The organism is Ruania albidiflava DSM 18029, assembly GCF_000421225.1.
GTDB classification, from domain to species: Bacteria; Actinomycetota; Actinomycetes; order Actinomycetales; family Beutenbergiaceae; genus Ruania; species Ruania albidiflava.
In genome coordinates, this window is sequence record NZ_ATWL01000013.1 from 12,531 (window position 1) to 33,864 (window position 21,334).

Consider the following 21,334-nt stretch of genomic DNA (forward strand, 5'->3'; position numbering starts at 1 on the left):
GGCAGGTCAGCGGGCTGCCGCCAGCCCTGGATCGGCAGGTGCGCCGGCCTCGTCCGTGCCGGTGGCCTCGGTATCGTCGAACAGGTGCTCGGCGTTGCCGGAGTCGTAGCGTTCGAGGTCCAGGATGCCCTCCCGCTTGGCCACGATCGTGGGGACGAGTGCCTGCCCGGCGACGTTCACCGCAGTGCGGCCCATGTCCAGGATCGGGTCGATCGCCAGCAGCAGACCGACACCTTCCAGGGGCAGACCCAGCGTGGAGAGAGTCAGGGTGAGCATCACCACGGCACCGGTCATCCCCGCCGTCGCGGCCGAACCGACCACGGAGACGAACGCGATCAGCAGGTAGTCGGTGATCTGCAGGTCGATACCGAAGAACTGAGCCACGAAGATCGCGGAGATCGCCGGGTAGATCGCAGCGCAGCCGTCCATCTTGGTGGTGGCGCCCAACGGTACGGCGAACGACGCGTAGCCCCGAGGCACGCCCAGGTTGCGCTCGGCCACCCGCTCGGTCACCGGCAGGGTGCCGATCGAGGAGCGGGAGACGAACCCGAGCTGGATCGCCGGCCACGCGCCACGGAAGTACTGCCGCACGGACAACCCGTGGGTGCGCAGCAGGATCGGGTAGACCACGAACAGCACGAGCACCAGCCCGATGTAGATCGCGACGGCGTAGGTCGCCAGGGGTGCGAACAGCTCCGAGCCGTAGCTGGCCACGGCGTTGCCGATCAGACCCAGGGTGCCGATCGGGGCCAGCCGGATGACCCACCACAGCACCTTCTGGATGATCGACAGCGCGGAGGCGTTGAAGGCGAGGAACGGCTCCGCGGAGCGGCCTGCCTTGAGTGCGGCGATGCCGATCACCAGCGAGATGACCACGATCTGCAACACGTTGAAGCCCAGCGACACGCTGTCTCCGCGCGCGGAGGCCTCGATCCCGAGGAAGTTCGCGGGCAGCAGTCCGGTGAGGAAGTCCACCCAGCTGCCGGACCGGCCGGGCGCTTCAGCGTGCTCGGCACTGATCGAGGTGTTCAGCCCCGGTTTGGTGATCAGCCCCAGACCGATACCGATGGCCACGGCGATGGCCGCGGTGATCGCGAACCAGAGCAGTGTCTGGCCGGCGAGCCGGGCAGCATTGGTGACCTTGCGCAGGTTCGCGATGGAGGCGACGATCGCGGTGAACACCAACGGCGGCACGATCGCCTTGAGCAGGCCGACGAACGAGGAGCCGATGGTGTCCAGGGTGACGGTCAGGGCGTTCTCGGTCTCGGCATCGACCTTGCCGATGCGGAGCGCCACGTAGCCGAGCGCGACGCCGAGCACCAGGCCGAGGACGATCTGCACGCTGAATGACGGGAAGCGCAGCTTGCGCTTGGTGGGCGTGTCGGTGGACACGGTGGGCCTTTCTGACGCGGGTCGGCCACCGCACCTAGGTGCGGGCAGCGGCCATGGGCGTCGTCAATGCTGGCCCGTTCCAGGGTCCCTTCGCCGCGACCACCCGAGAACGTCCACCATCTGGACGACGCCCGGCGGTCCCGTACTCACAAGGGTGCACTGATGGCTGTACGCGGGTGACCTTATGGTTGCGATTCGGCCATTTTGCAACCATAAGGTCACCCTCGCGGTGTGTGGGGATGGGGCCGCCGGTCAGAGGGTGGCGGCGGCCGGGTCCCAGTCCTCGGGGAGCAGCGGGGGCACTGTGGCCGTGCTGGCGATCTGGACTGCTTCACCGGACTCGGCAGCCTCGGCGATCGAGATCATCACGTCCAGCACGTGGTAGGCCAGCTCGCCGGAGGCCCGCTCGGGCTCACCGGCCCGGATCGCCCGAGCCAGCTCGACCACACCCACACCGCGGGTGGCGGTCGACCCGACCGCGTCGATCACTGCCGGCTCCTGCGCATCCAGCTCCCAGACCTCGGTCGGCTTGTCGAAACCGTTCGGGTCCGGCACCGCCATCGACCCGGCCGTACCGGTGAGCTCCAGCAGGGTGCGCCGGATCGCGGACTCGAAGCTGAACACCGCCTGCACCGCCGCCCCGCCGGCGAACTCGATCAGCGCACCGTGGTGGGTGGGCACGTTCACCGGGAAGGATGTACCCGCCTTCGGCCCCGACCCGATCACGCGGGTGGGACGGGCAATCGAGGAGGTGGCGCTGACCCGGGTGACCGGGCCGAGCAGGTGCACCAGCGCCGTCAGGTAGTACGGGCCGATGTCCAGCAGCGGCCCGCCACCGACGTCGAAGAGGAACTCCGGGCTGGGGTGCCAGGACTCCGGGCCGGGGCTCTGCAGCAGCACAAGCCCGTTCAGCACGTCCCCGATCCGCCCGGCGCGCACCGTGCGCAGCGCAGTCTGGAACGAGGCCCCGAGCATCGTGTCCGGTGCGCACGCCACCCGCACCCCCGCGGACTCGGCGGCCTCGAGCAGCGCCTGCCCACCGGACCGGTCGAGCGCGAGCGGCTTCTCGCTCCACACGTGCTTGCCTGCGGAGATGATAGTCTCTCCCACCGCCACGTGCGCTGAGGGCACGGTGAGGTTGACGACGATCTCGACCTCCGCCGTCGCGAGCAGCTGCTCCACCGTGCCGTGCCCGGGTATGCCGAACTCCTCGGCCCGCTCCCGGGCGCGTTCGGTGTCCAGGTCGGCGATGAACAGCACCTTGACGTCGGCGAACGTGGTGAGGTTGGTCAGGTACTGGCTGCTGATCACCCCGGCGCCGATGATGCCGACGCCGACCTTCCCGCTCAAGACTGACCCTCCAGGTAGGCGAGGCTGGCGGCCAGGCCGTCGAACACGTCACCGGCGTAGGCATCGAACTCCACGACGCGCAGCGCGGTCGGTGCTGCGGCGAGCACGGCCGGTATGTCCATCGCGCCTTCGCCGGCGGGCAGCTGGGCCTTCGGGTCCTCGGTCACCGGCCCGTCCTTGACGTGCAGGAACTTCACCCGCTCCCCCAGGCGCCGGAGCAGGTCGGGGGCATCCACCCCACCGACCGCGGCCCAGTAGGTGTCCACCTCGAGCACGATCCGCTCGTCGAGCAGGTCGGCGAAGACCTCCAGCGCCGGGCGGCCCTCGATCTGCTGGGCGAGCTCCCACCAGTGGTTGTGGTAGCCGATGGTCAGCCCGTGGTCGGCGGCCTCGGTGGCGATCCCGGCGAGCCGGTCGGCAGTGGCCTGCACCTCGGCGCGGCTGGTCCACCGCTCGGCGGGCACCATCGGGTCGATCAGGGTCTGCACGCCCAGCACGCGGGCGGCCTCGAACACCGGCCGCACATCGGTGGCCGCGACCAGCCCGGCATGGGCGGACGGTGCGCTCAGCGAGTTCTGCGTCAGGGCCTGGCCGAAGGCTTCGACCTTGTCGACGAACCCCCACGGCTCGACGTTGGTGTAGCCCAGGTCGGCGATGCGGCGGACCGCGCCGGACAGGTCCTCGGCGATCGCGTCTCGGATGGAGTACAGCTGGACGGAGATCTCGGCTCCGGTCATGAATGAAGCTCCTCAGCGAGTGGTCGGGTGCCGTGCCTGTTCACTGTATCGATCTCGACGGCGGAGCGCACGAATCGTTTCGATCGTTGCGGTGCGTAGGGGGTACTTCGAGCGTTTCGACGGTCAGGCCGGCTCGCTCGGCGCCTCGTCAAGCTTGCGGATGAACAGGGAGAGCAGCACACCGAGTGCCCCGACGCAACCGGCAACGATGAAGGCGACGTTGGCCCCGTGCACCAGCCCCTCGGGCCCGTCGGTGTCGATCGCGGCGGAGGTCATTACGGTCACCAGCACGGCGGTGCCGATCGAGGCGGCGATCTGGCGCATCGTGTTGTTCATCGCCGTGCCGTGCGGGATGAGGGAGCGCGGGAGTTCGTTGAGGGCAGCGGTGGTCACCGGCATCATCACCATCGCGGTGCCGAACATGCGCACCGCGTTGACGATGGCGAGGTAGGCGAACGAGGTGTCCACGGTCAGGCGGGCATACATGAACGTGGTCACCACCACGATCGTGGTGCCGATCAGGGCGAGCCACTTCGCACCGAAGGCGTCGAAGACCCGGCCAGTGACCGGTGAGCTGAGGCCCATCACGACGGCGCCGGGCAGCAGCACAAGCCCGGACTCGACCGCTGGCAGCCCGCGCATGTTCTGCATGTACAGCGGCAGCACGGTGGTGCCGCCGATCATCACGATGAACACGACCATCCCGATCGCAGTGTTCAGGCTGAACATGGTGTAGCGGAACACCCGGAACTCCAGGATCGGCTGCTTCAACCGGAGCTGGCGCCGGATGAACAGCACGAGCACGAGCGCCCCACCAAGGAGGGAGGCCAGCACTGCGGGGTCCGACCAGCCCGCACTGCCGGCGATGCTGAACCCGTAGAGGAGTCCGCCGAAGCCGAACGAGGACATGATGATCGAGGCGATGTCGAGCTTCGGGAAGGTGCGTTCGGTGACGTTCCGCAGGATGAAGTAGGCCACGATCATGTCGGCGATGGCGAACGGCAGGATCATCTGGAACAGGGTGGGCCACGGGTAGTGGTCCACGATCCAACCGGACAGGCTGGGACCGATCGCCGGAGCGAAGGCGATCACCAGACCCAAGGTGCCCATCACCGTGCCCCGCTTGTGCACCGGGTAGATGGCGAACAGGATCGTCTGCATCAGCGGCATGATGATGCCGGCGCCGGAGGCCTGGACGATGCGGCCAACCAGCAGCACCGGGAACGTCGGCGCGAGCATGCAGATGACCGTGCCGGCGGTGAACAGGCCCATCGCGGTCAGGAACAGCGACCTGGTGGTGAACTTCTGGATCAGGAACGCTGTCACCGGGATCATCACCCCGTTGACGAGCATGAAGATGGTGGTCAGCCACTGCGCGGTGTTCGCAGTGATGTCCAGGTCCCGCATGAACGCCGGCAGGGCCGTGGCCAGGAGCGTCTGGTTCAGGATCGCGATGAAGCCGCCGGACAGCAGGACGGCCAGGACGACGTTTCGGTTGACTGGTCCGGAGCTGGCTGCTCCGGGCATACGGGTCCTCGTTCATCGCTGGTCGTACGGGCGGGGCTGGCCGCAGCGGATGGTCAACTCATCGCACTGACCTGCGGCCACTCGTACCCTACGCCTGCCTAGTCGTCGACCTCGTCCTCGAGCTCGTCCTCGAACTGTGCGACCGAGCCTCGGGCAGGCACCCCGACCGACTCGTCCGGGCTGGCCGTGGGGCCCGCGACCAGGGTGGTCACGTCGCGGATGAGCTCAGTGGTCATCCGGTCCACGTCGGCGACGCCGAAGGCGACCCGGAGCGGACCGCTGACCACCGGTCGCCCGCCACACACCGGCGCATAGGCCTGGGCTGCGCCGCCGAACACGTGCCGGGTCGCCGGAACGTTCCGGCGCAGCACCCGCCCGGCCTCGGGGCTGACCACGTAGACGTCCACGGCCTCACCGAGGGCGCGCTCGAGCCGGACCTCGTCGACGTAGGCCCGTCCGGTCGCTCGTGCGACGCTCGCGACCACGACGGACCGTCCGTCGGTGCCGGAGCAGAGCAGGTCGCTCAGCTGGACCGCGTCATCGGCGGTGCGTACATATTCCACATCTGCCACACTCTGTACGACCGGTCAGGTTCGTGATCATGACGCCAATCTAGAGTGAATTCAGTCACATTTCAGGGAAATGCGGGCTGCTTCCCGGTGCGGCGGCTCCGTGGCCGCGGCCTACGACCGGCTCCCCCTCCGTCCTGGCGCCGGCGAGGCCGGCGCAGCAGTCTCATCGCGTTGACGATCACCAGCAGCACGGACAGCTCGTGCACCAGCATCCCGATCGCCATGGTGACGCCACCGGCGAACACCCCGGCCAGCAGCGCGGCCACAGTGACCAGGGCGATCCAGATGTTCTGCCGCATGATGGCCACCGTCCGGCGGGCGAGCGCGATGGCCTCCGGCAGCCTGGGCAGGTCGTCGGTCATCAGCGCGATGTCGGCGGTCTCCACAGCGACGCCGGTCCCGGCCACACCCATGGCCACGCCGATGTCGGCGATCGCCAGGGCGGGGGCGTCGTTCACCCCGTCACCGACCATCGCCACTGTGTAGCCCTCCGCCTGCAGCTGCTGCACGGCGGCTAGCTTGTCCTCGGGCAGCAGCTGGGCGCGAACCTCGTCCACCCCGACCTCGGCAGCGATCGCCGCGGCGACACCCCGGGCGTCACCGGTGAGCATGACGACGCGCTGCACGCCGGTGCGGTGCAGGTCGGCGACCATGGCCTGTGCTTCGGGGCGCAACTGGTCGGCGACCCCGAGGACACCGATGACCAGGCTGTCGAGAGCCACGACCATCGGCGTGCGGCCCAGCCCGGCGAGCCGGTGCACCTCTGCTTCTGCTGCTGTGCTGGCCGGCACGCCCTCGCTGTTCAGCAACGGCAGGTTGCCGACGACCACCCGTCGGCCCTGCACCGTGGCGATGATCCCCTTCCCGGGGACCGGTTCGGTGTGCTCCGGCAGACCGTCGGTCAGAAGGTCCGCGGCTGCGGCGGCCTCGAGGATCGGCCGCGCCAGCGGGTGCTCCGAGCCGGCTTCTGCTCGGGCGGCCCAGCGGAGCACCTCGGTGCTGTCGAAGGCAGCGTCCAGTGCGGTCACGTCCGTCAGCTGGGGGCGGCCCTCGGTGAGGGTGCCGGTCTTGTCCAGCGCGACGGCATCGATCCGGGCGCTGGTCTCCAGGTACTCGCCACCCTTGATGAGGATGCCCCGCCTGGCGCCACGGCCGATGCCGGCGACGATCGCGACCGGGATGGAGATGACCAGGGCACCGGGGCACCCGATCACCAGCAGGGTGAGCGCGAGGACGACGTCGCCGGTGACCAGGCCAGCAACCAGGGCCAGCACGATGATGCCGGGGGTGTACCAGGCGGAGAACCGCTCCAGGAACGTCTGGGTGCGGGCCTTGGCGTCCTGGGCCTCCTCGACGCGGTGGATGATCCGGGCCAGGGTGGTGTCGGCACCGATGCCGGTGGCGCGCACCTGGAGGAACCCGCCCACCGAGATCGTTCCGGCGAACACGGCATCCTCCAGCGTCTTCTCCACCGGGATCGACTCGCCGGTGATCGACGCTTCGTCCACGACACCGCTGCCGCCGATGACCACACCGTCGACCGGGACCTTGGCACCGTTCTTCACCAGCACCGTCTCGTCCATCTGCACCTCAGTGGCTGGGATCTCGACCTGACCGCCGCCGCGGAGCACCACGGCGACCTCGGGTGCCACGGCAACCAGCTCGGCCAGGGCGGAACGGGTCCGGTTCATCGTGCCCGCCTCGAGGGCGTGACCGACGGCGAACAGGAACGTGACCGCCGCTGCCTCCCAGTACTCGCCGATGATCAGCGCACCGGCGGCTGCGATGGTCACCAGGAGGTCGATGCCGACCGTCCGCACGCGGAGCGCTCGCACCGCGGCCAGCAGGATCGGCACGCCGGCGACCACTGCTGCGGCGACCATGGCCAGCTCGGGCAGCAGCAGCGGAGTGCTGGCCGCACCGGCGGTGCTGTGTCCGCCGGCGAAGGGGTTCACGCCGACGGCCAGCGCGAGGGCGGCCGCGGCGACGATGAGCAGGCCGGAGACAGCCGGGATGGCCCAGGGACCGCGCCACCGGCGGGTCAGGGAACTCATGGTGATCGTGCCTTTCGGGTGTGGTGGGAACGCGCAGGTGGTCACGTCGGGCGGCCTCGGCGGCCGCCCGACGTTGGGGATCAGAAGGCGGAGAGGGTGGCGGTGTATCCCGCCTTGGCGATCGCGGCGACGATCTCGTCCGTGGAGGTGAGCCCGCTGTCGTAGCTGACCTCGACGCGGCCGGAGGCGAACTTCACCGTGACGTGCTGCACCCCGGGCAGGCGGCCGACCTGCTTCTCGATCTTGCCGACGCAGGATGGGCAGCTGAAGCCCTCCGCGCGGAAGACGGAGCGGGTGACGGCGCTGGGTTGGACGGTCATGACAGACCTTTCTCTCGTGCTGGTTCTCGGGGCTCTGGCCTCGATGTGCTCTGACCGTAGGAGCGTTCGTCCGCCGGTCACATGACGGCCGTCAATCAACCGCGCACCACCTCGCGCGGTGCTGCATGACCGCTGGAATATCGGGCGTGGCGGGCTGGTTCCTGCCTGTGGGGAGCGGCTTCGCCTCCCGAGCCGGATCGGAGGAGCGCATGGGGTCCCAGAGCACGGACCTGCTCGAGCCACCGTCGCCGGGGGCGCGCCGCACGATCCCGTTGCGGGAGATCACGCTGCCGCACGAGTGCCCACCGCCGGTGCGGATGTACGTGCTGGCCCGGGCGCCGTACTTCGCTGGTCTGAGCGAGGATGCCCTTGCTGGGATCGACGCCCGGATGCGGACCCGTGCGTTCGCGGCCGGGGAGCACATCTACCACGCCGGGGCCCCTGCAGATGCGCTGTACGTGGTGGCCGAGGGGCGGGTGAAGCTCAGCCAGGTCACCGCTGACGGCACGCAGACAGTGACCGATGTGCTGGTGCCCGGTGAGCTGTTCGGTGCGATGGGAGCCCTGGGTGAGCCCTACCACCTGCAGTCCGCCTCAGCGCTGGTCGGCAGCTGCGCGCTGCGGATCGACCAGCAGCAGTTCCGGCAGGTGCTGACCGAGCAGCCGCAGGTGGCGTTGCGGGTGCTCGATGATGTTGCCGCTCGCCTGGCCCGGGCGCAGACGGACATCGGCGGTCAGGCCACGCAGACGGTTTCCCAGCGCGTCGCCCGGGCCCTGCTGCGGCTGGCGGACAAGCTCGGTGAGGACCGTGGCCGCGAGGGCATCATGCTCGAGGTGCCCCTCTCCCGCGCCGACCTGGCCGGCCTGGCCCGTTCCACCCCGGAGTCGGTCTCCCGGGTGATGAGCCGGTGGAAGAAGGAGGGCCTGGTGCACACCGGCCGCCGCTGGACCGCTGTGCTGGACCGGGAACGGCTGGAGCGGGAGGCCGACCCGCTCGACTGAGGGTGCTCCCCCACCCGCGGTGGCCAGTAGTCGGCACTGACGCGCCCTGGCCGGTGGGGCCTGCGCTGAGAACGAGGAAAGGGCCGGAACCTCGACGATTCCGACCCTTTCACAGCTGGCGCGCCCGGAGGGACTCGAACCCCCAACCTTCTGATCCGTAGTCAGATGCTCTATCCATTAAGCTACGGGCGCCGGTGTTGGACCGCGGACCACTGTACCCGCTCCCGGGTGGCGCTGACCAATCAGAAGGCTCCGGGACCGACAAGTGTGGGCCGGATCGCACCGAGCAGCGGCCGCCGCTACGACCACAGGTGGACCCCACCCCCGCCCGTCGGCGGAGCCGCTGGCGACCAGGTCCAGTCCGTGGCACGACGACGCCCGCAGCGCCGCCGAGCAGGCTGGGTGCCATGACCACACGATCCGCGCTCACCGCCCACAACCTGGTGAAGACCTACGGCACCGCCGGAGTGCTCACCCCCGCCCTGGCCGGCGTCAGCCTCACCGTCGGGCCCGGCGGGTCACTCGCTGTGATGGGCCCCTCCGGCTCCGGCAAGACCACGTTGCTGCACTGCCTGGCCGGGGTGCTCGCGCCCATCAGCGGGCAGGTGCTCTGGGCCGGGCAGGACCTCACCGCCCTCTCCGAGACGGCCCGCACCGGGCTGCGCCGCACCGACTTCGGCTTCGTGTTCCAGTCCGGTCAGCTGCTGCCGGAGCTGCCCGCCGACGAGAACGCCGCCCTGCCGCTGATGCTGGCCGGGGTGGGTCGCGCCGAGGCCACCGACATCGCCCGCCGCTGGCTCGCCTACCTGGGCCTGGCCGGGATGGAGGGCCGCCGCCCCGGCGAGCTCTCCGGTGGGCAGGCCCAGCGGGTGGCGATCGCGCGCGCCCTGGTCGGTTCCCCTGGGGTGGTGTTCGCCGACGAGCCCACTGGCGCACTGGACCAGCAGACCGGTTATGAGGTGCTGCAGGTACTGACCGAGGCCACGCGGGCCACCGGTGCGGCACTGGTGATCGTCACCCACGATCCGCAGGTGGCCGCGTGGTGCTCGCGCACAGTGCACATGCGCGATGGTCGGGTCGTCGCTGATACCGCCGACGGCGCAGCACCGGCCGGTCTGGCCGCTCCCCCGGGTGTTCCGCACCCAGGCGGGGTGTCTACGCCACCCCAGGAACCGCCGTCGAACGCTCCCGCGGGAGGGCCCACCCAGGGCGAGGGCAGCTGGCCTGCCCAGGCCACGCCGTCCTGGACCGCGCCGATGCACACCCCGGTGGTGCCCCGATGAAGGCGGCCCTGGACCTGTGGCTGCTGCTGCGGCGACGCACGACCTCGTCCGCTGACCCGCACCGACTCACCGGCACACTGGCGGTCCTGGCGTTCGCGGTCACCACCGCTGTGGTGCTGGTGGTGATCGGTGGCTACCTCGCCTTCACCGCGCGAGCTGCCGCCCCTGGCGCTGCCCCGGACGACGGCATGTACGTGCTGTTCGCCGGCACCGCCTCGCTGCTGCTGCTCGTCCCGCTGGTCACCCTCGGTGGTGCGGCCGCCCGGCTCGCGGTGGCCCGCCGGGATGCTCGGCTCGCTGCCCTGCGGCTGGCCGGGGCCACCACTGCCCAAGTCTCGGCCATCACCATCCTGGATGCGACCGTGCAGGCGCTCACCGGGGCGGTGATCGGTGCGGCCGGGATGTTCGCGCTGGTGCCGCTGGTGCTGCCGATCGAGTTCCAGGACCGGGCGTTCAGCTACGGCGAGCTGCTGCCACCGTGGTGGGTGTACCTGGCCACCATCGGTGCCGTGACGGCGATCGCGCTGGTCTCGGCCGGCGCCAGCCTGCGCAAGGTGGCCATCACCCCGCTGGGAGTGGCCGCTCGCACCAGCCCGAACCCGCTGCACTGGTCCCGTGTGGTGCCGATCGTCGCGTTCGCGGCGCTGTTCGCCGTGCTGTGGAACACCGGTATGGCCGGTCTCCTCACGCTCGCACTCGTGGTGGCCGGTGGGTTCGCGATGCTGAACGCGATCGGGCCGCTGGTGATGTCCCTGGTGGGTCGGATGGCCGCGAAGCGGGCCCGCACCGCCGCCCAGCTGGTGGCCGCCCGGCGGATCCTGGACGCCCCGAAGACCGCCTGGCGCTCAGTGGGCGGGGTGGCGCTGGCGACGTTCATCGCCGGGATGACCTCCGCCGTCGCGCTGTTCAGCACGGCCACGGGCGATGCGGAGCAGGAGCAGCTGTTCGGTGACATGGCCACCGGCGGGCTCCTCACCCTGGCGATCGCCGGGGTGGTGGCTGCCGTGTCCACCGGGGTGATGCAGGCCGGTGGGGTGATCGACCGGCGCACCGAGTACCGGGCGCTGCACCTGGCCGGTACCGACCTGCGGGTGCTGGACCGGGCCCGGCTGCGGGAGACCGCGGTGCCGTTGGTGGCGGCGGTAGCGCTCGCGACCGGGGGTGCGCTGGTGTTCCTGCTGCCGGCCCTCGGGATGACGGTAGTCACCTCACCGGCGGTGCTCGGGCAGTTCGCGCTCAGTGTGCTCGGCGCCTGCGCCCTGGTGCTGCTCGGCTCGGTCGCCTCCCGCAGGGTGGTGCGGATGGTGCTCGCCTAGCACCGTCCACCACCCCCCTCGCGAACGCAACGTTGCGCGGCCCGCCACGGCCCGTGTGCCGCGCAACGTTGCGTTCGCGAGACGGTTGGGTCAGCTGCGGGCGAGGCGGCGGGCCAGCGCCGCACAGACCACGAGCTGCAGCTGGTGGAACACGATCACCGGCACCGCGATCGTGGCCGCCGTAGCGGGGGTGAAGATCACCAACGCCATCGGCAGGCCGGTGGCCAGGGACTTCTTCGACCCGCACATCAGCAGCGCGATCCGGTCCCCACGGTCCAGACCCAGACCTCGCCCGCCATACCAGGTCACCAGCAGCATCGCCGCCAGCAGCACCCCGCAGAGCACCAGCAACGCCACCAGCATCCAGGCGGAGACCTGCTGCCAGACCCCGTCAGCGGTCGCGGACAGCACGGCACCGAGCACCAGCAGCACCACTGTGCCCTGGTCGAGCACCTTGGTGATCGGCCGGTGCGCCCGCACCCAGTCGCCCAGGAACGGTTGCAGCAGCTGGCCGATGACGAACGGCAGCAGCAGGTGCACCAGCACCGCCTGGATGCCACCCATCCCCTGACCGCCGGTGGCGCCCATCAGCCACAGCACCAGCAGCGGCGTGAGCACCATGCCCACCACGTTGGAGAGGGTCGCCGCGCAGATCGCGCCGGCCACGTTGCCGCGGGCCACGGACACGAACGCCACCGAGGACTGCACCGTGGAGGGCAGCAACGTCAGGTAGAGCATGCCGGCGGCCAGTGCCGCACCGAGCAGCGGCTGGGCCACGGCAGCGATGAGCAGCCCGAGCAGCGGGAAGAGCACGTAGGTGGCGGCGAAGATGCTGCCCTGCAGCCGCCAGTTGCGCAGCCCGCCGAGCACCTCCCGGGTGGACAGCCGCAACCCGTAGACCAAGAACAGCAGGAAGATCGCCACATCGCCGACGGTCTGCACACCGTCGATCGCCGGCGCCGGCAGCGGCAGCACCAGACCGAGCACCAGCGCCAGCAGGATCAGCACCACGAACGGGTCGAACCAGGTGCGCACCCGCCTCATCGCCGGCCCACCCGGCGCACCTTCTGGAGCATCCCGCCAGGGTAATGGGCGCGGCGGTGGTCAACGTTCACCGCCCGGTCGCCGTCCGGTCACGCCTCGCTCGCAGACGGCTCACCCGGCCCCGCTTCACTGGGTGACGAACGAGGGACCCATCCTCCGGGCCGGGCCAGATCGCACGAAGAACCCGCCCCGCCTGGCAGGGTTCCCGCCCCGAACCGACAGAAGCGAGGTCTCATGGCCGTGCTCCTCCCGGCGGTGCGCCGACCACGGGCCACCACCCGGGCCACTGCCGGCAAGGTCCCCCGGCGCCGGTCCGCCCAGCGCACCCGGCGCACTCTGCGCGAAGGACTGTTGTTCTGGGCGTTGATCGCCCCGAACCTGACCGCGATCGTGGTGTTCGGCTACTACCCCACGCTGTACAACTTCGTGCTCAGCTTCACCGAGTGGGACTTCGTGCAGCCGGCACCGGTGCTCGTGGGCCTGGAGAACTACCTCGAGCTGTTCCAGCCCGGGTCCATGCTGATGGAAGCGCTGAGCAACACCGCTCTGTTCGTGCTGGTGGCAGTGGTCGGCACCCTGGTGGGCGGCCTGGCGATCGGCATGCTGCTCGCACAGCGGCTGCCTTTCACCGGCCTGGTGCGCACCATGGCGTTCGCCCCGCACATGCTCCCCGGTGCAGCGATCGGTGTGCTCTGGCTGTTCATGTTCGACCCGAACTACGGGCTCAGCCGCTGGCTGTTCGGCCTGCTCGGGATGGACTCCCCGCACTGGACCACCACCTCGGACTTCTCCCTGTGGGCGATCATCATCGCCTACGCCTGGCAGCGGCTCGGGTTCGTGGCGATCATCTACTACACCGCGATCCTGGACCTGCCGAAGGACGTGTACGAGGCCGCCGCCCTGGACGGCGCCCGCGGCTGGCAGCTGTTCCGGTACCTCACCGTGCCGCTGCTGTCCCCGGTGACGTTCTTCCTCGTGGTCACCGGCATCATCGCCGCAGCACAGACCTTCGACATCATCGCCACCCTGACCGGCGGCGGCCCGGGCACCTCGAGCACCACGCTGCCGTGGATGATCTACGACCAGGCGTTCGTCGACTTCAACATCGGCACCTCCGCCGCCACCGCCACGGTGATGTTCGTGCTGCTCCTCATCGTCACCCTCGTCCAGACAAGGCTCGCGAACAAGCAGGTGCACTACTCATGACGCTCACCACCCCCAGGCCCGCGACCCCCGCTGCGCCCCGCGCCGACCGGCCCGCGCCCACCAGCCCCGGCACCGGAGCACCACGGAGCAGGTCCGGCCGCTCCCGGCGACGGAGCACCGGCCCGCGCCGACCGCTGCCGGCCACGATCGCGCTGTACGTGCTCGTGGCGTTCACCTTCGCCGTGTTCGCAGTGCCGGTGTACTGGCTGTTCAGCTCGGCGGTGAAGCCGGAGCAGGAGATCTACACGTTCCCGCTCACCTGGGTGCCCAGCGAGCTGGCCTGGTCGAACTTCACCGATGCCTGGACCTCTGCCCCGTTCGGCGCGTTCCTGAAGAACTCGGTGATCACCACTGCCGTCGGAACCGCCCTGGAGATCGGGGTGGCGATCCTGTCCGCGTATGCGTTCGCGTTCGTGAAGTTCCGCGGCAAGATGCTGGTGTTCGCGGTGATGGTCGGCTCGCTGATGCTGCCCGGGCACATCACCCTGCTGGTCAACTACATCACCGTGTCCAACCTGGGCTGGCTGAACACCTACCAGGGGCTCATCCTGCCCGGGATCGGCTCGGCGTTCGCCATGTTCCTGCTGTACCAGCAGATGCGGCAGGTCCCGACCGAGCTGGTGGATGCGGCGATGGTCGACGGCGCAGGTCACCTGCGCCGGATGGTCACCGTGGTCCTGCCCATCTGCAGGCCGATGATCCTCACCGCCACCCTGATCGTGCTGATCGCCAAGTGGAACGACTTCGTGTGGCCGCTGATCGTCACCTCCACTGCGGACATGCGCACCCTGCCGATCGGGCTGATGTTCCTGCGCAGCCAGGAGGGCTACGACTCCTGGGGCCCGGTGATGGCCGGCACGGTGATCGTCGCCCTGCCGATGCTGGCCGTCTTCTTCCTCGCCCAGCGGCGCATCATCGGCGGTCTGACCGCCGGGGCGCTGAAGGGCTGAGGCACCGGTGGGCGCCTCCGCCCACCTCGACCCCTGACCACCGCAACACCACAGAGAAACTGAAGGAGCGCCGTCGTGCACGACCTTTCCCTGACCCGCCGCCACCTGCTCTCCGCCCTCGGGCTGGGCGCCGGGGGCGCCGCCCTGGCCGCCTGCACCGGGCCGGTGTCCGCCGACCAGAACGCGGCCGACAGCACCTCCAACCTGCGCCCGGAGATGCGCCAGGCTGCGCTCGGGGACATCCCGAGCAAGTACGCAGATCGCACCAACATCCTGTTCTGGGCACCGTGGACGGGTGGCCTCTTCGAGGCGGTGTCCGAGCTGTTCACCATGTTCAACGACTCGCAGTCCGACATCTACGCCGCCATCGAGTCCGTCGGTGGCTACGCCGACCTGAACACGGCGTTCACCGCGGCGCTGCAGGCGAAGACCGTGCCGGACCTCGTCTGCTTCCCAGAGCTGCAGTGGCTGCAGTTCTACTTCGCCGGGGCGCTCACCCCGCTGGATGAGCACTTCGACGACGACTGGAACCTGGACGCCTACCTGCAGAACTACGTGGGTGAGGGCAAGGCCGGTGAGGAGACCTACGTGGTGCCGTTCGCCCGGTCCACGCCGCTGTTCTACTACAACAAGACCTTGTTCTCCGACCTGGGCCTGCCGGTGGACACCCAGTACACCTGGTCGCAGCTGCGCGAGCTGGGCAGCGAGATCGCCACGGTGCAGTCCTCCGGGCAGCCGGTGAAGACGTTCGCCTACTCCGGCGCGGACGGCTGGTACGCCTCATCCTGGCTGTGGGCGTTCGACGGTGAGTGGTCCGACGGGCTCACGGTGATGCCGGACGAGGCGCCGATCCACGAGCTGATGACGTTCGCCAACGAGTGGGTGCACGTGGACGGCACGGCGTACATGGCCCAGGCCGCGCACACCGACTTCCAGACCGGGCTGGTCGCAGCGGTGCACGGGTCGACCGCCTCGATGCGCGGGCTGACCGAGGCGGTGGACTTCGAGCTCGGTGCCGCCTACATGCCCGGGGAGGTGAACCAGCCGCCGCTGGTGCCCACCGGTGGGTCCGGGTTCTCCCTGGTGCGCACGGAGTCGCAGGAACGTCAGGACGCCACCGCCGAGCTGCTGAAGTTCCTCGGCAGTCCGGAGATGTCCGGCTGGTGGCACATCCACTCCGGGTACGTGCCGATCGTCGAGGCCGCCCGGGAGGAGCCGGAGGTGGTGGCGCTGCACGAGGAGGACCCGAACTTCACCGTGGCGATCGAGCAGCTGGAGAACGCCCGCACAGTGGCACCGGTGAACTGGTTCCAGTCCGGGGTCAGTGCGCTGGAGCAGGCGCTCTCGGCCATCACCGGTGACGATGGTGACGTCCAGGCTGCGATCGACACCCTCCGCGGGGAGTACGAGGACGTGATCGCCGACAACCGGGACGACCTCGAGGCGCTGGGGATCTCATGAGCGCTCCGGTGAAGCTGCTCGTGGTGTCCGTCGACGCGATGCACACCGACGACATCCCGTTCGCCCGCACGCTGCCGGCGTTCGCCCAGATCCTCCAGCGTGCCTCGGTCGCGGAGATCGAGGGCGTGTACCCGTCGGTGACGTACCCGAACCACACTGCGCAGACCACCGGCTGCCCGCCGGCGACCAGCGGTATCTTCAACAACCTGCAGTTCCAGCCCGGGCGAGGTGATACCTCGGAGTGGTTCTGGGACGCCCGCGCGATCCGAGTGCCGACGATCTTCGCCGCTGCCAAGGCCGCTGGGCTGAGCACCGCGGCGGTGCAGTGGCCGGTAACTGCGAACGAGCAGCACGTGGACCACCTGGTTCCGGAGATCGCCAGCCCGCAGGTGTTCGACGGCCTGGAGGACCAGTACCGGCAGACCACGGACGCCGCGACCCTGCACCGGTACATCCTGCCGAACCTGCACCTGGTGCACAGCGACCGGCGCAAGGGCAGGTACTTCGACTTCGTGAACCACGTGTCCGCGGAGATCCTGCGCGCCGAGCGGCCAGACGTGATGTTCGTGCACCTGGTGGAGGTGGACACTGCCCGGCACGCCTACGGTGCCTGTGGCGAGCACGTGCACCAGGCGCTGCGCGAGGTGGACGCCACCCTGGGCAGCTACCTGGAGGCGCTCGCCGCCACCGGGGACCTGGATCGCACGAACATCGCGGTGGTCTCCGACCACGGGCACGTGGACACCGAGCAGCACACCAACCTGAACACGATCTTCGCCGAGCGCGGGTTCCTCCGGCTGGACGAGGAGGGCGGGCTGGTGGACTGGGACGTGCTCTGCCTGGGTGCGGGCCTGTCCGGACAGCTGTTCCTCGCCGAGGGCATCAGCCCCGAGCGGCGCACGCAGGTGGAAGCACTGCTTGCGGAGCTGGAGGCGGACCCGGTCTACCGGATCGAGAAGATCTGGCCCGCCGCCGAGGCCCGCCGTGTCTATGGTCTGGACGGGCCGTTCGAGTGGGTGGTGGAGTCCGAGCCCGGCGTGGTCGTCGGCATGGTCACCGGGCGCCGACCGGTGGTGCTGCGCGGGGATGCCGACTACCCCGGCCCGGTGGGTGCGCACGGGCACGCCCCACGGCACGGCGGGCAGCCGGTGCTCATCGCCACCGGCCCCTCGTTCACGCCGGGCCTGGACCTGGGCCGGCGCAGCATGCTGGACGAGGCCCCCACGTTCGCGGCCGTGCTGGGCATCGACCTGCCGGACGCCGAGGGAACGATCATCGAAGACCTCCTCCGCCGTCGTCCGGGACCAGCGGCTGGCAGCACCACGCCGGGACCCACTGACGTCGGAAGATGACGATTCGGTCACGATAGGGTGCTGCGACAGCTATCCGCGACGACGAGGAGCAGTGATGAGTGGCAGTCGACGACCAGGGAGCGTGAGCCGCAGGCGGTTCCTGCAGGCAGGCAGCGCCGTACCGCTCTCAGTGGCAGCACTGGGGGTGGGCCAGGCGGGGGCCGGCGCGGCGCCGTCGCGTCGACCGGGACGGCACGAGCCCGTCTTCGACCCGGCACAGCAGGGTCGGGAGCTGCTGGCCAATAAGTACCTCACCTGGGTGCGCACGGCGATGCAGTCGTTCGTGATCGACACCCGCAAGGACCACATCTACGTGCTCCAGATCGTGCAGGCGGGCACCCCGTTGCCCGGGGACGAGGAGGGCGACGAGAGCTACACCCGGCGGGTGGTCCGCGGGGACCTGACCCTGACCAAGATGGACCTGAACGGCAACCGCCTGGGCAAGATGATCCTGAAGTTCTTCGGGCACGGGGTCTCGATGGGCCTGGAGCGCGACGGCGACGACCTGTGGTTCTGGACGGAGATCGACTCCGTCCCCAAGGAGTCCGACGGTCAGGGTCGTGGCTCCCGGCTGACCCGGTTCCAGTTCGAGGACGGCGCTCTGCTGGATGCTGAGCACGACGAGGGCCTGTGGCGCCGGGAGCTGATCCCCGGGTCCACGCAGAACACCTGCAACATCGACCCGGTGAACGACCTGCTGACCCTGCGCTACTGGACCGGGGACGAGTTCCGCTTCGCCCTGTACCACCTGGACGAGGTCAAGCAGGAGAAGTCCAGCTATGAGCCCATCTACGACATCGGCACTCCCGAGGTGATGGCGAGCAACGTGTTCCAGGGGTACGCCTCGCTCGGGGACTACCTGTACCTGTGGGACGGCACCAAGTACAACGAGGACAACCCGCCCCCGCCCGAGGGCACCGGGAACGCGCACCTGACGCGGGTGCGGTGGCAGACCGGAGAGGTGGAGAAACACGTGCTGGACACCACTGGCGTGGACCACCACCGGCGGGAGCCGGAAGGGTTGCACGTGGCAGTCACCGAGCGCGGGCACGGCCGGGGACGCCCGCAGGTGCGGCTCTACGCCGGGTTCGCCACCAGCGCGCACGAGAGCGCTGACGCGGACCGGCTGTGCACCATCTACTACCGCGATCCCGTCCGGCGCTGACCGTGGCTGGCTGGGTCAGTGCTCGTCCAACCAGTCCGACGGGCCGGTGAACAGCTCCAGGTGCGAGCACTGGGGGCACTGGTAGGCAAGCACCGGCCGCTGCGGCCCGGACCGCTTCGGCGTACCGAACATTCCCACCTTGCGTTCCCCCTGGAACCAGGCCACCCGGCCATAGGCTCCATCGTCGATGAACCCCTCTTCGAGTCCGACGGAGCCACAGCGTGCGCAGGTCATCGTCGTATCCATCGGGTGATGGTACGCACCGCCTCCGGTGGCGTCGACCACCAGCGCGCCTGCTAGAGGTCGGCGAGCGCCTCGGTGAGCCGGTCCGCCCACGGGTCGGAGACCCGCACGAAGGCGGCCGGGGTGCCCACAGGAGCCGGTACGGTCTGGCGAGCTCCGCCGTCGTACTCCTCCCCCGTGAGCAGGTGCCGCCACCGACCCGGCGGGAAGGTGACCTCCACCGCGGTCGCGCCCTCGGTGAGCACCGGGGCGACCAGCACCGACGGGCCGAAGAAGAACTGCGTGTCCACCTCGGCGGCAGCCGTCCCGGGCGCGACCAACCAGCCGTGCCGGATCGCTGGGACGCCGGTCTCGGTGGCGGTCGCGACCACCTCGCTGCGGTAGTCGGAGAGCGCGGCGAAGATCTGGGTGGCGCGGGCGAACGCAGTGCGGGTTTCGGCGGTGTCGGCCACCTGAGTGTTCTCCGCGGGCCGGTTGCCCTCGTGGCCGCGCATCACCACCCCGAACGCGGACAGCTCTGCCCAGCGCGCCAGCAGCTCCGCCGAGCGGGTGTAGTCCTTGATCTTGGCGTCGATCGAGGTGTAGCCCCCGACGTCAGAGTGCACCAGCGGCCACCCGGCCACGCCGGCGGAGAACGTGCCGAGCAGCGCGGAGGCCAGCCCGTCCTCCGCACCGAAGGTGACCAGTTGGTCACCGGTCCAGAACAGCGGGCTGCTCTCGGCCATGCCGAGGGACCCGGAGCGGAACCAGGTGACGCAGTCCGGCTGGTCGGCGCGCTCGCACGCCTCGTGGACCGTCTCGGCCCACAGGCCGGGCCAGCGGTTGTGCAGCAGTTGGGGGTCGCCGTCGGCGAGCACTGCATCCAACGGCAGCCCTTCGGCGAAGTCGGCCATGAAGCCGCGCACCCCGTGGGCGAGTACCTCGGTGGCGATCACGTCGGCGAACCAGTCCCGGGCGGCATCGTTGGTGAGGTCCACGAGGTAGGCGTCGAAGCCGCCCTGGTCCAGGGGGTAGGGCCGGCCGGTGGTGTCGGTGACCAGGTAGCCGTGCTCGGCGGCCTCGGCGTACAGGTTGCGCTCCGGTGGGTGGTCCTTATCGGCGGGGTCCACCAGGAACGGGTTCACGTAGGTGGTGACGGTGATGCCCTCGGCGTCCAGGTCGGCGACCAGGTGGGCCCAGTCCGGGTAGCGCTCGGTGTCCAGCTGCCAGGTCCACCACAGCCGGTCGCCGAAGGAGGTGGTGCGCTGGCCGGTCCAGTCCTGCAGCCAGACGCCGGCGACCTGGGTGCCGGCCTGCTGCAGCTCGGTGACGGTGGAGCGGACCTCCTCGGTGCCGCCCTGGATGCCGACGATCGTGCCCTGCCCGGTCCAGGCTGCGAGCTCGGGCCGGCCGGTGTCGGCCTGCTGGCGGGTGACCAGCTCGGCCGGGGTGTCGGCGGCGACCAGCTCGGCGCGCAGCCGGGTGGCCTGGATCTCCAGCCCGACCTGGTCGGCGGTGCGGGTATCGGCGACGGCGAGCGCGTGCGACTCGGGCAGGTCAGGGTCCAGGCGCACACCGCGCAGGTCCTCGGTCACCCAGGACGCCCAGGCGGCATAGGTCATCGCCTCGGTGCCGCCGGCGCCGTGGTTGGTCACGTCAGCTAACAGGGTGAGCGGTTGCTCCCCGCGGCCCACGCCCTGCTCCCGGACGATGATCGGCACCAGGCGGCCGTCCAGGTCGAAGTCGGTGAACTGCTCGCCGAAGCCGTGCACCCCGGCGTGGTCGCTGCGGCCGCTGAAGAAGCCCAGCGAGGTGGGGTCCCCGGCGGCGCCGAGGGTGGCGTCCAGCACGGCACCGTGGTCGGTGGCAGTCAGCTCGGCCCGCCAGGTGGGGCCCTCCTCGCCGTTCTCGTCCAGGAGACTGCCCTCGAGTACGACGGCGTCACTCACCGTGGTCACGGAGTCGATCCGTTGCGCGGTCCAGGTCTGGTTGTGGCTGGTCTGCAACCAGAAGTAGCCGCGGTGCTCCTCGGTCTGCAGCTCGCCGCGGCCGGCGCCGAGGAAGGCGTGCCCGGCCGGGCTGGCCCAGACCGGGCCGTCGGCGGTCTCGACGGTGACCTGTGGGGCCGGGTCGGTGCTGACGGTGACGGTGAGGTCGCCGGCAGTGGTGGTTCCGGTGACATCGGCGGCCACCTGCAGGCCGCCGGAGGCGAGCATGGTGAGGTCGTCGCGCGGGATGCGCGCCCAGGTGACCGCACCGGCGGCCAGGAGCACCGCAACGACGGTGACGAGTGCTACGAGACGGAAGCGGCGCCGTCGAGATCTGGGCTCGGACACTCGATCATCTTGTCAGGGACGGGCTCGAGGGACGGCACCCAGACCG

Annotated in this window: 18 protein-coding genes and 1 tRNA gene; 8 read left to right on the forward strand and 11 right to left on the reverse strand. The window is 70.0% G+C overall.

All coding sequences use genetic code 11. The features are described from left to right. Positions 1 to 6 precede the first annotated feature (6 nt). The 7 genes from K338_RS22920 to K338_RS0114375 form a co-directional block, all read right to left on the reverse strand. Positions 7 to 1,392: a dicarboxylate/amino acid:cation symporter gene (locus tag K338_RS22920; protein ID WP_022918861.1), complete on the reverse strand. Its 1,386-nt coding sequence runs from the start codon at positions 1,390 to 1,392 to the stop codon at positions 7 to 9. 252 nt (positions 1,393 to 1,644) lie between these two features. Continuing rightward, positions 1,645 to 2,742 (reverse strand): Gfo/Idh/MocA family protein, encoded by a 1,098-nt coding sequence (locus K338_RS0114350; RefSeq protein ID WP_022918862.1) that lies wholly within the window; start codon positions 2,740 to 2,742, stop codon positions 1,645 to 1,647. Beyond that, entirely contained in the window at positions 2,739 to 3,479 is a 741-nt protein-coding gene (locus tag K338_RS0114355) for a sugar phosphate isomerase/epimerase family protein (RefSeq protein ID WP_022918863.1), read from the reverse strand. The genes K338_RS0114350 and K338_RS0114355 overlap by 4 nt, the downstream gene beginning before the upstream one ends. A 123-nt stretch (positions 3,480 to 3,602) precedes the next feature. Next, positions 3,603 to 5,006 (reverse strand): MDR family MFS transporter, encoded by a 1,404-nt coding sequence (locus tag K338_RS0114360; protein ID WP_022918864.1) that lies wholly within the window; start codon positions 5,004 to 5,006, stop codon positions 3,603 to 3,605. Between the two features lie 98 nt (positions 5,007 to 5,104). Continuing rightward, entirely contained in the window at positions 5,105 to 5,569 is a 465-nt protein-coding gene (locus tag K338_RS0114365; protein ID WP_169579560.1) for a hypothetical protein, read from the reverse strand. Between the two features lie 71 nt (positions 5,570 to 5,640). Beyond that, a complete protein-coding gene (locus K338_RS0114370) occupies positions 5,641 to 7,632 on the reverse strand; it encodes a heavy metal translocating P-type ATPase (RefSeq protein WP_022918866.1) in 1,992 nt (663 codons plus the stop codon). Positions 7,633 to 7,712: 80 nt separating this feature from the next. After that, a complete protein-coding gene (locus tag K338_RS0114375; protein ID WP_022918867.1) occupies positions 7,713 to 7,952 on the reverse strand; it encodes a heavy-metal-associated domain-containing protein in 240 nt (79 codons plus the stop codon). Between the two features lie 209 nt (positions 7,953 to 8,161). Here K338_RS0114375 and K338_RS0114380 point away from each other — a divergent pair, with 209 nt between their 5' ends. Next, positions 8,162 to 8,953, forward strand: a complete 792-nt coding sequence (locus K338_RS0114380; protein WP_022918868.1) for a Crp/Fnr family transcriptional regulator — start codon at positions 8,162 to 8,164, stop codon at positions 8,951 to 8,953. A gap of 116 nt (positions 8,954 to 9,069) precedes the next feature. Here K338_RS0114380 and K338_RS0114385 read toward each other — a convergent pair. Continuing rightward, positions 9,070 to 9,145: transfer RNA gene (locus tag K338_RS0114385), tRNA-Arg, on the reverse strand. A 215-nt stretch (positions 9,146 to 9,360) separates the two neighbouring features. On the opposite strand from K338_RS0114385, the gene K338_RS22925 reads away from it, so the two are divergent. Beyond that, positions 9,361 to 10,236 (forward strand): ABC transporter ATP-binding protein, encoded by an 876-nt coding sequence (locus K338_RS22925; RefSeq protein ID WP_022918869.1) that lies wholly within the window; start codon positions 9,361 to 9,363, stop codon positions 10,234 to 10,236. Then, a complete protein-coding gene (locus tag K338_RS0114395) occupies positions 10,233 to 11,552 on the forward strand; it encodes an FtsX-like permease family protein (protein WP_022918870.1) in 1,320 nt (439 codons plus the stop codon). The genes K338_RS22925 and K338_RS0114395 overlap by 4 nt, the downstream gene beginning before the upstream one ends. A 90-nt stretch (positions 11,553 to 11,642) precedes the next feature. Here the strand turns inward: K338_RS0114395 and K338_RS0114400 are convergent, their stop codons facing one another. Further along, positions 11,643 to 12,596, reverse strand: coding sequence for a bile acid:sodium symporter family protein (locus K338_RS0114400; protein ID WP_022918871.1), 954 nt, complete (start codon positions 12,594 to 12,596; stop codon positions 11,643 to 11,645). A gap of 234 nt (positions 12,597 to 12,830) precedes the next feature. Here K338_RS0114400 and K338_RS0114405 point away from each other — a divergent pair, with 234 nt between their 5' ends. The 5 genes from K338_RS0114405 to K338_RS24645 all read left to right on the forward strand — a co-directional run bounded on the left by K338_RS0114405 (position 12,831) and on the right by K338_RS24645 (position 18,730). Continuing rightward, positions 12,831 to 13,802 (forward strand): carbohydrate ABC transporter permease, encoded by a 972-nt coding sequence (locus K338_RS0114405; protein ID WP_022918872.1) that lies wholly within the window; start codon positions 12,831 to 12,833, stop codon positions 13,800 to 13,802. Beyond that, entirely contained in the window at positions 13,799 to 14,752 is a 954-nt protein-coding gene (locus K338_RS0114410; protein ID WP_022918873.1) for a carbohydrate ABC transporter permease, read from the forward strand. Before K338_RS0114405 ends, K338_RS0114410 begins: the two co-directional genes overlap by 4 nt. A gap of 75 nt (positions 14,753 to 14,827) precedes the next feature. Then, positions 14,828 to 16,213 (forward strand): extracellular solute-binding protein, encoded by a 1,386-nt coding sequence (locus tag K338_RS0114415; RefSeq protein WP_022918874.1) that lies wholly within the window; start codon positions 14,828 to 14,830, stop codon positions 16,211 to 16,213. Continuing rightward, positions 16,210 to 17,565, forward strand: coding sequence for an alkaline phosphatase family protein (locus K338_RS0114420; RefSeq protein WP_022918875.1), 1,356 nt, complete (start codon positions 16,210 to 16,212; stop codon positions 17,563 to 17,565). The genes K338_RS0114415 and K338_RS0114420 overlap by 4 nt, the downstream gene beginning before the upstream one ends. Before the next feature lie 55 nt (positions 17,566 to 17,620). Then, the gene (locus K338_RS24645) at positions 17,621 to 18,730 is read left to right on the forward strand and encodes a phage baseplate protein (protein WP_157612486.1); all 1,110 of its coding nucleotides are present in this window, start codon (positions 17,621 to 17,623) and stop codon (positions 18,728 to 18,730) included. Positions 18,731 to 18,745: 15 nt separating this feature from the next. Here the strand turns inward: K338_RS24645 and K338_RS0114430 are convergent, their stop codons facing one another. Both K338_RS0114430 and K338_RS22935 read right to left on the reverse strand, forming a co-directional pair. Next, positions 18,746 to 18,976, reverse strand: coding sequence for a hypothetical protein (locus tag K338_RS0114430; protein WP_027286863.1), 231 nt, complete (start codon positions 18,974 to 18,976; stop codon positions 18,746 to 18,748). Positions 18,977 to 19,026: 50 nt separating this feature from the next. After that, positions 19,027 to 21,288 (reverse strand): alpha-glucosidase, encoded by a 2,262-nt coding sequence (locus K338_RS22935; RefSeq protein WP_157612488.1) that lies wholly within the window; start codon positions 21,286 to 21,288, stop codon positions 19,027 to 19,029. Positions 21,289 to 21,334 lie beyond the last annotated feature (46 nt).